The sequence below is a fragment of the Gilliamella sp. W8136 genome (assembly GCF_016101285.1).
In the GTDB taxonomy this organism is placed as follows: Bacteria; Pseudomonadota; Gammaproteobacteria; order Enterobacterales; family Orbaceae; genus Gilliamella; species Gilliamella apicola_N.
Window position 1 is genome coordinate 93,004 of record NZ_JACFQU010000005.1, and the last position, 15,960, is coordinate 108,963.

Annotated in this window: 8 protein-coding genes; all 8 read right to left on the bottom strand. The window is 34.6% G+C overall.

Annotation, left to right across the window (positions count from 1 at the left end; genetic code table 11):
• Window positions 1-168 precede the first annotated feature (168 nt).
• The gene (locus H3T96_RS04320) at window positions 169-5,304 is read right to left on the bottom strand and encodes an autotransporter outer membrane beta-barrel domain-containing protein (RefSeq protein ID WP_144091712.1); all 5,136 of its coding nucleotides are present in this window, start codon (window positions 5,302-5,304) and stop codon (window positions 169-171) included.
• Window positions 5,305-6,101: 797 nt separating this feature from the next.
• Window positions 6,102-7,850 carry a biotin carboxylase N-terminal domain-containing protein gene (locus tag H3T96_RS04325; protein WP_144091644.1) on the bottom strand — a complete coding sequence of 583 codons (1,749 nt, stop codon included), beginning with the start codon at window positions 7,848-7,850 and terminating at the stop codon, window positions 6,102-6,104.
• Window positions 7,843-9,438 (bottom strand): 5-oxoprolinase/urea amidolyase family protein, encoded by a 1,596-nt coding sequence (locus H3T96_RS04330; RefSeq protein WP_144091643.1) that lies wholly within the window; start codon window positions 9,436-9,438, stop codon window positions 7,843-7,845. The genes H3T96_RS04325 and H3T96_RS04330 overlap by 8 nt, the downstream gene beginning before the upstream one ends.
• A 108-nt stretch (window positions 9,439-9,546) precedes the next feature.
• On the bottom strand, window positions 9,547-10,329 hold the full coding sequence (locus H3T96_RS04335; RefSeq protein ID WP_144091642.1) for a LamB/YcsF family protein: 783 nt from the start codon (window positions 10,327-10,329) through the stop codon (window positions 9,547-9,549).
• A 9-nt stretch (window positions 10,330-10,338) separates the two neighbouring features.
• Window positions 10,339-11,574: an NRAMP family divalent metal transporter gene (locus H3T96_RS04340; protein ID WP_086327093.1), complete on the bottom strand. Its 1,236-nt coding sequence runs from the start codon at window positions 11,572-11,574 to the stop codon at window positions 10,339-10,341.
• A 466-nt stretch (window positions 11,575-12,040) separates the two neighbouring features.
• Complete coding sequence (locus H3T96_RS04345; protein ID WP_144091641.1) at window positions 12,041-12,496, bottom strand: prepilin peptidase; 456 nt, start codon at window positions 12,494-12,496, stop codon at window positions 12,041-12,043.
• On the bottom strand, window positions 12,496-13,938 hold the full coding sequence (locus H3T96_RS04350; RefSeq protein WP_144091640.1) for a hypothetical protein: 1,443 nt from the start codon (window positions 13,936-13,938) through the stop codon (window positions 12,496-12,498). The genes H3T96_RS04345 and H3T96_RS04350 overlap by 1 nt, the downstream gene beginning before the upstream one ends.
• 27 nt (window positions 13,939-13,965) lie before the next feature.
• Window positions 13,966-15,957, bottom strand: a complete 1,992-nt coding sequence (locus tag H3T96_RS04355) for a hypothetical protein (protein ID WP_144091639.1) — start codon at window positions 15,955-15,957, stop codon at window positions 13,966-13,968.
• Window positions 15,958-15,960 lie beyond the last annotated feature (3 nt).

Consider the following 15,960-nt stretch of genomic DNA (forward strand, 5'->3'; position numbering starts at 1 on the left):
CCGATGATTCTCCTGATAAGAATTCATTAGCTATGATAATTTTTAAATCTCGACTATATTTTGACAAAAAAAAGCCCCCCAGTAATTGGGGGGCCAACTATTGGGGGTCACTTCAATTTCGCTATGTCATAGCGGTTTTTTTTGTCTTAGTGAAAGTTTATTTAACTATTACCAATTAGCCCGAATACCAACAGATGCGCTAATCGGTGCTTTGACTCTTGCATCACCACCATTTGTCCATGTATGGCCGATTTCTGTATAAGCGCTGAATTGATTATTAATCTCAAAACTGCCACCTATTGCCATTTCCGAACTTAAATATTTAGCACCATTACTAAATTCCGTAGCAGCATTTTTACTAGCAAAGGTTACATGATCAGCACCACTTGGTGAATAGAACAGGTTAACACGAGCATAAGGACGTAATAATGTATCATCCATTTTGAAATTACCTTCAAAACGAGCACCAATTCTGAACAACACAGCATTATTATTACTATGTTTTACTTTGGTATTACCACTAATATTACTATCATGCATATCAAGCCATTGATGTATGATTTGGGCTTGTGGTTCAAACTTCCATCCATTAGCCGATAAGATAAATGGTTTACCTGTTTCAATTGATGCACTTAAGCCATAGCTTTTTTGTTTGCTGTTTTCATTACCATCAGGTTTTACATTGACACGATGACGAGCCCCTTGTAAAACAATATCAAGATAAGTACCATTGTCTTGCATATAAGTACTATAAGCGCCTAAGAAGTAGGAATTTATACCATTTTTACCCACTTGTCCATTTCGACCACTAGCAAACCCATTAACGGTCATATTACCATACAAATAGCCAAAATAAGCGCCCAGTCGCCAATTGTCTTCTTGCCAAAAATCACTTCCCAATTGAAAACCAGTGTAGTTTCCTTTGCTTTGAGGATTAGTAATGCCATTTTGTTCTACATCAATACGTTTAGTTATAATTCTACCCCAACTTATTGGTGAATCTAACAACGGCATATTACCAATACGTTGATGTAAATTACTTTGCATAATATTTTCTGCTAAGCGAAGTTGTTCTGCGATTGCTCCAAACAAAGGAACTTCTTTACGATAAGTTTTTACACCTGCTGGTTTAACAGGTTTTCCTGTATCCGGATCAATACTTGGATCGATTGGATTGGTTGGATTGGTTGGACCTGTTGGATTCGTTGGACCTGTTGGATTCGTCGGGTTTGTCGGATTCGTCGGGTTTGTTGGATTCGTTGGGTTTGTCGGATTCGTTGGGTTTGTCGGATTCGTTGGGTTTGTCGGATTCGTTGGGTTTGTCGGATTCGTTGGATTTGTTGGGCTTGTTGGATTAGTTGGATTAGTTGGATTTGTTGGGTTAGTTGGATTTGTTGGGTTATTAGGTAAATTATTGCGTAAATACCAGTTGTTATTTTGGTTGTTAAGATCACCTTTATGCAAATAATACTCATATGCGCCAACATCTAAATGGTCTTGTTGCATTTTAAATGCATCATCAGTACTTACTCCATCTACATGGACTAATTCAATGCCATTGGTATTACTCGTATCAGCACCTAACCCATTAATATTATTAATTTGTATAAATGTGTTTCCTGAAACATTACCATTTACAAATAATCGATCTGTTGGACTATTGCTATTTTGAACGACGGTATCAAGCACTAATTTCCCATTATTTCCAACATAATCGCCAGCAATAATCAAACTGTCTCCTGGATAGGAATTACCAAGTGTTATAGTCCCTCCATTATAAACGCTTCCACTAATTTGTGATTGATGTAAAGTGGATTGAAGATCAACAATTGCGCCTGATTCAAGAGTTAATTTATCTGTATTTAAATCACCTGTTAATGTCAATTTACCAATCTGACTGAGATTAATATTTTCCCATCCAACAATTGATACATTTCCAGTCGAACCGCTTGAAGTTGATGAGCCAATAAGATGAACATTAAGGTTAAGGGTATCCTCGTCAAACGATCCACCTACGCGCGTAAATTTATTACCACCATCTATTGCGGTTAATTGTGATATATCTGCGCCTTCATTAATAAACAGTGTATCATTACCCTCTCCAAGTCTAATTTGTCCACTAATTTTGGAACCATCATTTAGAGAAATAATTGAATCTGTGATTTCGTTTGTTATTGCAATGTCACTAGCCGATGAGACATCTGCACCCTGATTTAAATTTATATAGGTTTTTAACCCTTCTTTACCTGTGGTATAAATACCTGTTCCTGATTGTCCTTCTACTTTGCCAAAAATGTTAATCTCAGTAGACCCAGTACCATTATTGATTGCCTTAATACCATTATCAAAACCATTAATAATGCCATTTGTTTGGTTTATTAATAAATCTGAGGCTGTATCGTTATTGGAGACTAATATTGCTGAACCATTATTAGCAGTGATCTTACCTTCACTCACAATACGAGTAAAACCATTTCCCTGATTAGTGAAATTAATCCCATTTTTAGCGCCTTGGATCTCACTATTCGATTCTTGTCTAAATGTTAAATTATTTGCATTAGAATAATTAGTTGCAATAATGGCATCTAAGTTTAGGCTAACTATTTTGCCTGCAACTTTAAGGCCTGTTGAACCTTGTCCATGATTAGCAAGCTCAATACTATTAAGTTTACCAATTATTTCACTGTTTTGTGTCTGTCCAAATAATAGGTTATTGGTTGAGGATTGGCTTACAGCTGAAATAGCATTACTATTGTTACCAATAACTTTTCCGGCTATACTGATAACGGTTGAACTTTGACCATTATTAACAATATTAATACCATTCTTATTACCAATAATTTCACCACCAGATTGAATTATGTCTAGATCTTTAGAATTAGTATTATTTGTTGCAAATATTCCATCTTCTTGATCACTTATGACTTTACCTAAAGTAGTAATAGATGTTAAACCTTGTCCATTATTTTCAATTGTCATGCCATTGTGTTTACCGTTAATTTCACCGTCTAATTGGCTAACTTTAAGATCAGTAGTATTGTTGTTATTAAACGCATAAATACCATCATTAAGTTTTCCGATAACCGTTCCGGATGTATTAATTGATGTGGCACCTTTACCGTTGTTAAACATATTAATACCATTTTGTGAACCTTGAATATTACCGCCTAATTGAGAAACAATTATGTCTTGGGTATTTTGTTCATTAACAGCGGTCATACCATTGTTTTGTGTTCCGATAACATCATTAGAGGTTATTATTGATGTAGTACCGTTTCCTTTATTGTTAACATTAATGCCATTTAACTTACCTTTTATACTACCCGCAGTTTGCATTATGTTAACATCTTGACTATGAGTATCATTATTAACCAGTATTCCATCATTTTCGCTACCCTCTACTTGTCCTGCAGTGTTAATGAAAGTTGAACCAGTTCCTAAATTATTAAAATTAATACCATTTTTTTTCCCTAAAATAGAACCAGATGATTGTTTGGCTGTTAAATTTTTAGTATTCGTTTGAGTTATGGCATAGATTCCATTTTCTTGATCGCCTATCACTTGTCCAGAGGTTGCGATGGTTGTTGTGCCTGTTCCTTTATGTTCTACATTAATACCATCAAGCTTACCGTGAATATTACCTAGTGGTTGCCGAATATTAAGGTCTTTAGTGTTTGTTTCATTAACAGCGCTAATGCCGTAATTATTGTCACCGATTACATCGCCAGATGCGCTAACAATCGTCGAACCACTACCTTTGTTATTAATATTTATTCCATTTGATTGACCATGAATATTGCCTGCAGATTGATTAATTGTTAGTTCATGAGTATTCACTTCGTTAACAGCAAATATCCCATCATTTTGATGACCGGTTACTTCACCATTAGTCGTAATTAAAGTCGAACCGTTTCCTTGGTTGGTCATATTAATGCCGTTTAGTTCACCTTTTATACTACCAGTAGATTGACTAACGTTTAAATCGTTAGTGTTTACACCTCCAATACCAAATATACCATCTTTTTGTTGACCTTCGACATTACCATAACTGTTAATAGATGTTAAACCATTACCATTATTGACAATATTGATACCATATTGTTTGCCTGTAATATCGCCTTTTAATTGGTTGAAAGTTAGTTTTCTAGTATTGGCTTGATTGACAATAGCCACACCATCTTGCTGATTAGCTGTAATCGTTCCTGAAGTGGTTACAATAGTTGCCCCATTACCGCCGTTGATAGCATTGATTCCGTTTAATTCTCCACTAATTGAACCGGAAGATTGGGTAACCGATAAATCATGAGTATTACTATTATTATTTACAAATATTCCATCATTATTTTGCCCAGTAATCTTGGCTGTAGTTGTGATTGTGGTCGAACCATTACCCAAATTATTAGCTTTTATTCCGTTTAAATGACCACTAATTGAACCACTGTTTTGTTCAATAGCCATATTACCAGCATTTTGTTCATTGACGGCATTAATCCCTTCATTATCATCACCAATAACTTCACCTGCAGTTGTGATATGTGTAGTCTCTTTACCTCTATTGTCGGCATTAATACCGTTTTTTTTACCATGGATGCTCCCTGCTAATTGGATTACTTTAATACCTTTTGTATCACCGTCATTCACCACAACAATACCATCACTTTCGTCACCTATAACGGAATCTGAAGTTGTTATTGTTGTTGTTCCGTGACCATTATTAGCAACATTAATTCCATTCAAATTACCATGAATGTCGGCTCCTACGGTCTCTATAATGTTTAAGTCTTGAGTATTAGTTGAGTTTGAAGCATGTATCCCATCATTTTGTTTACCAGTGACATCACCATTAATGGATATATTTGTTGATCCACTACCATTATGATTAATATTAATACCATTTGTTCCACCAATGATATCACCAGCAGGTTGGTTTATAACTAAGTTATCAACATTGGGGGCACTTGTGTAGGTATAACCATCGTCATTAGATTCGAGATGATGTGGAAGAGATATTTCAACTGAACCGTTAAGATTTGCAGTGCTCAACAGATGATTTAGATAATCACTACGTTGTAAACTTAATAAATTTTGATTTGCATATTGGCTAGTAATTTTTGTCTCGCAACTATTATTTTTAAGAGAAGATTCAATACATTGCGCATAACTAACAGGTACCATTGCTGCGGTTAAAGTTGCTACAGATAACAAATTAACCAAAAATAATCGCCCTTTTGATTGCGCTTTTTCTGATGTAACAATGAAAGCTTTACGTCTAGCATTCCAAACTAACTTGTATACTTTATTCATTATTTCCTCCCATTCAAATCCACAATTAATTTATGCTGGATTTAACCAGTTTTTATTTGAAAACTTGTACTGAATGAAACTCACTAATTTAGATCAATGTGTGATTAATTAATAAATCGATAAATTAGTGTATTAACGAACAACTATTAGTAGATATAAAACTTAGAAAAGGTTTAAGGGTTCTTTAATTTTTGACAAAATTTAAGTTTATAAAGACGTAAAAAACTTGTTGATATGTTTATCAAATTACAAATCAATTACTTTACCTCCTAGCAATGAGCTGAAAATGTATATCAATTTGAAAAATTTTAAAATTATTTAAGCGATAATTAATTTTAAACTAAAAAAGATACGCGAAATAAGTTAATTTGTTTTATTAAGTTAAAAAACAACTCGCATATCGACTCAAGACAATTTATAAATTTATGTGACATGGAAAATATTCAAAACTTCTTTAAATATTTAAAATAATATATTCTTTCTAAACTAAGTTTTGGGGGATATCTATATAAAAAATAAAGGAAAAGGCAAGATATAGAAATCATCCCTGAATATCCATACAGAAAAATGATAATACGAGATAATTTCTATACACTTTTAACATATCGTACATAAATTGGCAATGAAAATAATCAAAAAACTTAATTAATAGTTTATAGTTACCAAAATATCAACCATATTAAAACAAGCTTGTGTTATTGATAATAACTGTAAAGATTCTAGAAAAATGAATCTTCATAATTCAATCAAAAATGGAAAATTCCCATCAATTTTATCAAACAATGAAGTTAACCCTATTAATTAATTTCCGCAACTTTATCACCAGTATTGACAAAATCACCTTCTTTGCTGATTAATTTTACGATGCCTTTGCGATGAGCAATAATTTGAACTTCCATCTTCATCGCTTCCATAATACCTATTACATCACTTTTATCGACTTCTTGACCTTCTTCAATAATCCATTTAAAAAGATTTCCTGAAACTGGTGATTTTACAATAGTTTCTGATTCTTCCTCATGCTTCAATGAAGTTAATGCTGACTTACTATTTACAGCTAATGACAATCCTGCCAATAATTGTGCAGGCAAACCAATTTTGCAACGTTTACCATCAATTTCGATCACAGTATGGGTCAGTGTAGAATCTTTTATAGGTAACTGCCTCGGCAATGAATCCACCATTGGTATAAATTCTGTTTCAATCCAACGCGTATGTATTTTAAAATCACGACAAAAATCAGGATGTCCTATGATTGCACGATCGAATGGTAAAACACTCGCAACACCTTCAATAGAAAACTCCGCTAATGCACGATGAGCCCTAGCAAGCGCTTGCTCACGATTATTTCCAACAATAATGAGTTTTGCCATAAGTGAATCAAAAGTTGAGGGGATCGTTGAGCCAGTGACAACACCACTATCTAACCGAATGCCAGGCCCTGATGGTACTTCAAATCGTGTAATAGTTCCTGGCGTTGGTAAGAAACCATTAGCTACATCTTCAGCATTTATACGAAATTCGATAGCATGACCTCGAGGTTTAGGTGTTTTATTAATACTAAGTGGTAATCCTTGTGCTATACGTAATTGTTCCACAACTAGGTCGATTCCGACTGTTTCTTCGGTAACAGAATGTTCTACTTGTAGGCGAGTATTTACTTCAAGAAATGACAATTTACCATCCTGACTGAGTAAAAACTCAACGGTTCCAGCACCAACATAATTTGCTTTGGCGCAAATGTTAATTGATGCTTGAATAATTTGTTGTTGCAATTGATCCGATATAAATGGTGCTGGCGACTCTTCAATTAGTTTTTGATTACGCCGTTGCAATGAGCAATCACGCGTTCCTACAACGACAATATGACCTAATTTATCTGCAATGACCTGAGCTTCTATATGACGTGGATTATGTAAAAATTGCTCTAAAAAACACTCACCACGTCCAAAAGCTGATGTCGCTTCTCGTACAGCAGAATGGTAAAGTTCTTCAACTTCATCCATTTGCCATGCAACTTTTAAACCACGACCACCACCACCAAAGGCGGCTTTAATAGCAATGGGTAAGCCATGTTTATGTGCAAATTCAACAACTTCTTTAGCATCACGTACTGGTTCTTTAGTCCCTTCAACTAATGGAGCTCCGACTTGTATGGCTAGCTGTCGAGCTTTAACTTTATCACCAAGAATATCTATTGTTTCTGGATTCGGTCCAATCCAAATTAATCCTGCTTTTTGAACAGCTTTAGCAAATTCCGATCGTTCGGATAAAAAACCATATCCTGGGTGAACCATAGTAGCTCCCGATCTTTTTGCAATCGCAATAATCTTATCGATATTAAGATAAGTTTCACTCGGTAACTTTCCCGATAATCCATAAGCTTCATCAGCCATTTGAACATGCAGCGCATTAATGTCCGTATCAGCATAAATTGCAATGGATGCAAACTCCATATCACGGCATGCGCGAATAATGCGTACAGCAATTTCACCTCGATTAGCGATGAGTACTCTGTGTGTTACTTTTTTATTATTCTCAAACATGGTCAATATGACTCCCTTCAAATTCTTTAAATATTCCAACAGGATTAAATTTTATTTTAGCATTTATAGGGATTTGTCCTGATAAATCTAAATGATATTTGCATACAGCACCAATAATCGGATACCCACCCGTTAGGGGATGATCATTTAAAAATAGCACAGGTTGTCCATTTGCTGGTATTTGAATTGCCCCAATGCATGTGCCTTCGCTTGGTAACTCTTGTAACTTATCGCGAGTTAATGAAATATCACCAGATAACCTTAATCCAATACGATTAGAAGCAGGCGTTACCCGCCACAATTGCTCAGTTAATAACTTAATTGCATTAGGCGTAAACCAATCAGTTCTTGGTCCAAGCACAATGTCTAATACCACTACATCACCTGGGCATGGATAGTTTATGGCTGGTGATTCATTCAATGATACAGATGCTTTTATATTTGTTGATTTGATCGCTAATGTTTGCCCAATTGTGATTGGTGGAGGTCCCACTTGTGCCAATGTATCAAATGAACAACTTGTTAAAATAGGTAATACTTGAAAACCACCACGAACAGCCAAATAACTACGCACGCCACATTTAATATTACCAAGTTCAACAGTATCACCTTTTTCTAATAAAATGGGTTGATACATTGGTGCAGTATATTTTTCACCAAGTAATGTGGTGATATTAATGTCACATACTGCTCCAGTGACTGCAATTAACATAGAGCGGTTTATTTGAGTTTTAAAACCACCTTGGGTGATCTCAAGTGCGACTTCATTAATTGGGTTGCCAAGCACTCGGTTAGCACTATGTAGTGCACTTTTATCCATCGCCCCCGATTCCGAGATCCCTAATGCAGCTTGGCCAATTCGTCCATTATCCTGAAAAAGAGTTTGTAATCCCGTTGCCAAAACTTTAATATCTTGCTGAGAGTTATTTTTTTCTTCTTTCTTTATCGTTGGTAAATGATATTTTTTAGAGGATTTAGCCGCATCCACAAAATGAACGCGGCTACCTGGTTTAAACAAAGCTGGATTATCTCGATTTATATCCCAAACTGCAGATTCGGTAATACCAATAAGTTGCCAGCCACCTGGACTTGCTTGAGGATAAACACTACTAAATTCACCAGCTAATGCCACTGAACCAGCTGGAATACGAACTCTAGGCGATTGGCGACGCGGAACATTAAGCTGAGCATGATTTGATACCATATAAGCAAAGCCTGGTGCAAAACCACAAAAAGCAACTTGATACTCATTATTAGTATGTCTATTAATTACTTCACTAACTGTTATACCAAGATGATCAGCGACATATGCCAAATCTTCACCATTATAGTTGACACTTATGATAATTAATTCCCCTGAAGGAATTGAACCAGATGTAAGATCAAGAGCACAGATGTTCTTAGCAAGAGTATCGGCATCAGTAAGAATTGGGTTAAAACGGATTAAAACGGTTCGAGCCGCTGGAATGATTTCTTCAATTTTCCAAAATGCTAGATTATTTTGTAGTTGATCAGTTAAAGCCATGGTCTGTTCAAGGCTAGAAAGCTCAACCATAATTGCATCGATATTTACGGGTAAAAATCGCATTTAGTACCTCTAACCTTGTCGGTTATCTAATCCATGATCTCAACAAAAAACCAGTCAAAAATTATTTTTTTGATATAAGTTTATATTTTATCAAACTAACATAATGATTTATCTATCACTTATTTTAGTAAACGAAGTTATGTTAATTCCATTTTGTTGTAATTTTTCTCGAACTTTTTGTGCCATCGCTAATGCACCTTCACTATCACCATGCACACAAATGGAATCTGCCTCAATTGTAACAAACTTCCCTTCAATAGAAGTCACACCGCCATCTCTGACAAGTTGTAACATACGTTCTGCGACTAATTCAGGATCGTGTAATACGGCTCCGGTTTCTTTACGAGAAACTAATGTACCATCAACATGATAAGATCTATCTGCAAAGGCTTCAGCAACCACATGCAAACCTTGATGTTTTGCCCAACCGATAAGTGGAGAGCCAGCAAGTGCCACTAATATAAGATTAGCATCAATTTGAGAAATAGCATTGATAACTGCCATAGCTTGACGCTTATCGTTCGCGATAGTGTTATATAAAGCGCCATGAGGTTTAATATAACTCACTTTTGCGCCAATTGATGTTGCTAAACCTTTGAGTGCACCAATTTGATAAATCACATCAGCCGTTAGTTCGTTAGATGCAATGTCCATATTACGTCGCCCAAAGCCAACTAAATCAGGGTAACCTACATGAGCACCTATTGTAACATTATTAGTTTTAGCTGCTTTTAGGGTGTCTAAAATGGTTACTGGTGAACCTGCGTGAAAACCACACGCAATATTTGCACTGCTGACCACTTGTAACATTGCTTGGTCGTTACCCATTTTCCATTGACCGAAACTTTCACCAAGATCACTATTTAAATCAATAAATTTTTTTACTTTCATATTTAATTTTTACCTTAAATAGTTAAATATGGTTACAATTGACATTGCACCCATATACCAAGTTATCGCACAGACTATAAAACCAGACCATAACAACCAACGTGGATAGTGATATCCAGACATTAAATCAGCACGTTTCCAACCGATAAAAATAAAAATTGTTAAACCCAGTGGTAAAACTAAGCCGTTAAAACCTCCAGCGAAAACTAATAATGATACAGGAGCGGCTCCCATAATTAAATAAACAGCTAATGAACAAATAATAAAAATTATTGTCGCTATTTGGCGTTGCCTTATTGTGATAGAAGGTTTAAAAGGAGTAATAAACGTCATTGAAGTATAAGCTGCGCCAATAATACTGGTTAATGCGGCTGCCCATAAAATTAAACCAAATATACGCAACCCCAATTGTCCTAAAGCGGCTTGAAAGGCTTGGGAAGCAGGATTAGCTGCATAGCTTGAGATATCAATGGTAACACCACTGGCTACCACACCTAAAATTGCTAAAAATAAAATATATCGCATCACACCTACAACAATAATTCCTCGTGTTGCTGCGCTTGATACATATTTAATGTTTTCAACTCCCACCATTTTTTTATCAAGCAGACGATGTGCGCCAGCATAAGAAATATATCCGCCAACCGTTCCACCTACAATAGTGGTAATAGAGGCAAAATCAATATTACTTGGAAAAAGTGTTTCGGTGAATGCTTGCCCGATAGGGGGATGTGCAGCAAACAACACAAATAATGTTAAACCGATCATTAGCAAGCCGAAACCAATCATTAAACGGTCAATAAAATGGCTCGCTTTATGTGATGAAAAGATATAGATCGCCATAAATGCACTGATTGCACCACCCCATTTTGGATCAAGCCCGACTAAAGCATTCAAACCCAGTCCTGCACCGGCTATATTACCAATATTAAAAACTAATCCACCAAAAATCACTAATATAGCTAAAACATAACCACTATAAGGGATTGTCGCATTAGCAATGTCGGAAGAGTACATTTTTGTTAATGAAACCACACGCCAAATATTTTGTTGCACTACAAAATCAATGATTATAGAAGCTAAAATACCAAAACCAAAAGCACTACCTAATGTCACTGTAAAGGTTGCTGTTTGCGTGATAAAACCTGGACCAATTGCTGAAGTTGCCATTAAGAAGATTGCACTAATCAAGGAAGCTCGACGATTTTTTACAAAGGTTTTAGTATTACCAGTCCGATTTTCCATATACATATCTCCTTTAAGCTTGTCTCTACAATTTTTAATAATCATTCTATAATTTTTACAGGCAATTATCATGCCATAGTTTAGTAAACATTATTGATGATAATTAATTATATTTGTCGTTTTTCAAACAAAACATTAATTAAAATTATAGTGATTCAATCTTAAAAATAACAGTCTTTGCGGATCTAAACAGATGCAAACTGCACCAAAATAATCCATGTAAATACTTTTATAAATTTTAAAATTTTTGATAAAAATGATTAAGATGAATTATTGTAAAGAAGTTTCAGGTTATACATATGTCTGAGTAAAAAACTCAGTTTCAAATCGCAAAAAGTATCATTAGAAATCGGAAATAGAAAAATTAGAAAGGTATTTGATTCCCCTTTAGTTATGTTTCAACTAAAGGGGATAGAATTGACATCAAAGCCTATTCACATTAAAGATAACAATATAAAATACTTGACTAAATTAATACTCTAAAAAATGTCAATGAGGTAAGAATATAACCACCTGTAATTGCAACACCATAAGGTAATGTAATACCACCCTTTACTTTTTTTAGCCATTTATAGATAATGGCAAAGATTGCCAGAGGTAATCCCAAAAATGTAGTGACTGCAAAGAAAAATATTACACTATCTGCAGGAATAGTTATTAAAAGTGCAGTAATTATTTTTATATCTCCAGCACCTACTAATCGACAATAAAACATCAATAAGCCACAGACTAAAAATATACCGGAAGCACTATAATTTAGTGCTCCCTGACCAAAGGCATAATTTAAAATCGCTAAAGCAAATATAATTATGACAATATAATTTGAAATTATCCGGTATTTTATATCTGTATAACAAGAAATTAACAAACACAACCAAATCGTTAAAATAATAGCGTCGTTAATAATATCTTGATTAATCATTATTTTATTTGTCCTAAAACGTGATCTTCACCATAAACAGCGTGCATAGCATTCATCAAAAAGTCCAGTCTCTTGTCACCCCAATCTCGTCGATGAATATTAGAAAGGTCAAATTTGTGGTAACTTCCTACACCAACACCATAAACTTCACCGTCTTCATTCCAATAGAATAACTGCTGCCTACCACCATCAATTTTAGTCAATGTACCTTGAAGTGGTCTTTGCGCTACCGAAGCTTTATTTCTGTTGTAAAGAATTTCTTTTAAACGAGTTGTTCCTTTGATGCCCCATGTTAATATACTTTTATGTTTTGTAATAGCGACACATCCACGGAACCGGCAATAAATTGAATAGGCAACCCCTTTCTTTTCATCATGCGCATCTTTTCCAATGATAGCAATGGGAGATTCAGTTATATAATATGGGTCTTTTCGAGTATCTTCACCATTTTTTTCATCTTTTGCATCATCAGCTGCAGCTACAGCGTCAGCTTCATCATCAACATCACCATCAACCCAGCCCTCTTCATCATCCTCCTCAAGAGAATTTGGATCGAATTTACCATCAGCTAAATACTTCGTAGAACCCATACCATAAACTTCACCATCATAGGTTAAATAAGCCATAAAATGCTGACCGCCAGTAATTTGTTTTATATTTGCACCAGAAGTAATACCTGAATTTGCTTGTACTAGAGTATTATTAATTCTTACTGGCAGAATGGAATAAGTACAATTTTTTTTAGCTTCTGGGCAAAATTTATTACTTACAACTTCTCCCCAAGCATAAATAGATCCAATGCGATTAATAGCATAAGCACTTCGATAACCAACCCCCATGATTCTTACTCGCTCGCCGCCAAAAAGTGAAGAAGAAATCCGTTGTGCTACATTTTTATTTTTTTTGTCGTCAATCCCTGCTTCACCACGACTACCTCTTCCCCAAACCCAAACCTCACCATTAGCTGTTAAAGCATAAGACGTAAATTCGTTACAATAAATATCAATAACTCTTTTACCAGATAAGACTTTTACAGGTGTCAATACATATGTACTAGTTGTTAACGAGCCACCACTTGCTTCGTATTGTAAATTACGTCCCCAACCCCATACATCACCATTTTCATCAAGTGCAATAATATGATATCTTCCTGCTGCAACTTGAGTAATAGCAAGTCCTTTATCTACAAACGTCTGTACTCTAGCTGGCGGGCTATTATGATGAACGTTTTTAACACCATTACCTTGCAAGCCTCTACCTCTATAACCCCAGACCCAGACATCACCGTTTTCAATCGTAACACCTGTATTCCTCAAGTTTATACGAGTAACAGTCTTAATGCCTGTTTGAGTTGATAATAATATTGCGTCAGTGTCTGAATCGGCTATAGCTCTAAAGCAAAAACAAGCTAAAAATAGCACCATGATTCTTATTAATTTCATTTCATTATTTCTCCTATTTCTACCTTATTAACTTCCAGTCTGGTTTTTTTTGATGAATTTTCCTGTTTCAATTTCAATGACTTTATTTATAACATCTGTCAATGAGTTCTTATCCCTTGCCTCCATTAAGAACATAGGGTTACCATTCATACATTTAGTAAACCACTTGCCGAACTGAGCCTCATATTCAGCATCAGTTTTCAAATTACTAGCTTCTGGATTTAATTTTATATAGTAAATAATTGCACTCTTAGCCTGATTTTTAATATAACCTCTGTCAAAGTTCTGTTTGTCTCTTAATCCTCCTGTAATTGCCTGACAAACACCTTTATCTAAAAAAGTATCTCTAAGAACGTCAGCACCCTTATCATCTTTACCATCACTAATAATAATCATAACTTTATTATTGCCACTACTTTCAGCCATTATAGGCACAGTCCTTAATAGCGCAGTCATCGTGTCCGTACCTCCGCCAGGCTTCCAATTTGACTTTTTTAGACTCTTTAAAATATTATCATTATGATTTTTATCATTACTAAAAGGGATTAAATGTGGGGTGGATTCAAATTTCGCAACATATTTTGCTTCCCCAATTTCCCTATATATTTCATCAGTCACCTTTTTTACATTAACCATTTTTTCATTCATAAGATTATTACTATACAGTGGTGATTGGCACATCCCCATAAAAGGTGAAAATTCCGCAATTACCGGTGAAATAGGACGTTCAAATCTTATAATATTTTTTTGCATATCACTGAATAAAGTACTAATAGTACCTTCTATATCCACTGTTTTACTGTTGGCAAATGAATAATGTGCATCGTTATAATTACCTGAAAACATATAATCAAATAGTTGAACTACTGTAGCATATTCACTATCTATGACGCCCCTATTATTTTCAGGCTGATCATTTCTACCTATACCACAAGCATACTGATGTAATCCATATTCCACTCGATCTTGATAACTAGTTCGCTCAGTACATAAACCCGCATTAACTAATGCTTTATTACTACCATATTCTAAACCCAATGCCGGTCCAACTATATGTGCATAATAATTATAATAAGAACTATCCATGAAGTAAGTTAGTAATTTTCTATGATTAGGAAAGTAGTTAGTTTTATCAGAATAATCTTTTATAACATTATCTTTTTTCAGTTTACTCCAGTATGTAAATGCAACATTCTTGTTTGACCAAAAATTATAATCAATAGAATCGTAAGGTTTTTTCATTTTATACATAACAGAACAATTATAATTTTGCCCCCCTGCTGCATTCTTAGTTTTACTTTCTTCTGGCACACCAATATCATAAGGTACTAACGCAAATTGATATTGTGTATACTCCTTATATTTTTCAATAATGTCTTCTATTGCATCTTTCATATAATCAAGACGCCTCTGAGCATTATTATTTGGAGAATAATCATTACAGTTTACATCGCTATATTGGCATGTAGATGAAGCAGAAAAATCGCTGATAAAAGCGAAATCAAATGAATCATAAATGAGATATTTTCTAGTGTTACCATAGCTTTCTGTTTTATTACCCACAACAACAGGCTGAGGTTTTTCACCCTTATTATCTTTAATCTCGATAAATTCATTAAATTTTTGGTTATAGGCTATATAATATTCATGTTTATCTTCGTCATAATCAACATTAACTTCAGAACCTGGTTTTAATAAATTTGCATCTGTTTTAGAGCCATCACCTATTTCTTTTGAAATAAAATAATTAATATAATTCAATGCTAGTGTTCGATTTTGTTTTTTTGCTTCATCATTGACATTTCTGTTATCTATAGCTATGACTGCTAATGATGCTTCATTAGTGGCTTCAGAAATCATAGCCCGATTACGCATGGTGTATGCTTGATTAATTGAAAACGCCATACAAATAAAAATGGCAGGAAGCATGATTGCCATAGATATAGCAATTGATCCAGAAGTGCACTTCAAAAAAGAATCTTTATGATTTTTATTATTTAATTGGTTATTATTGTTCATATT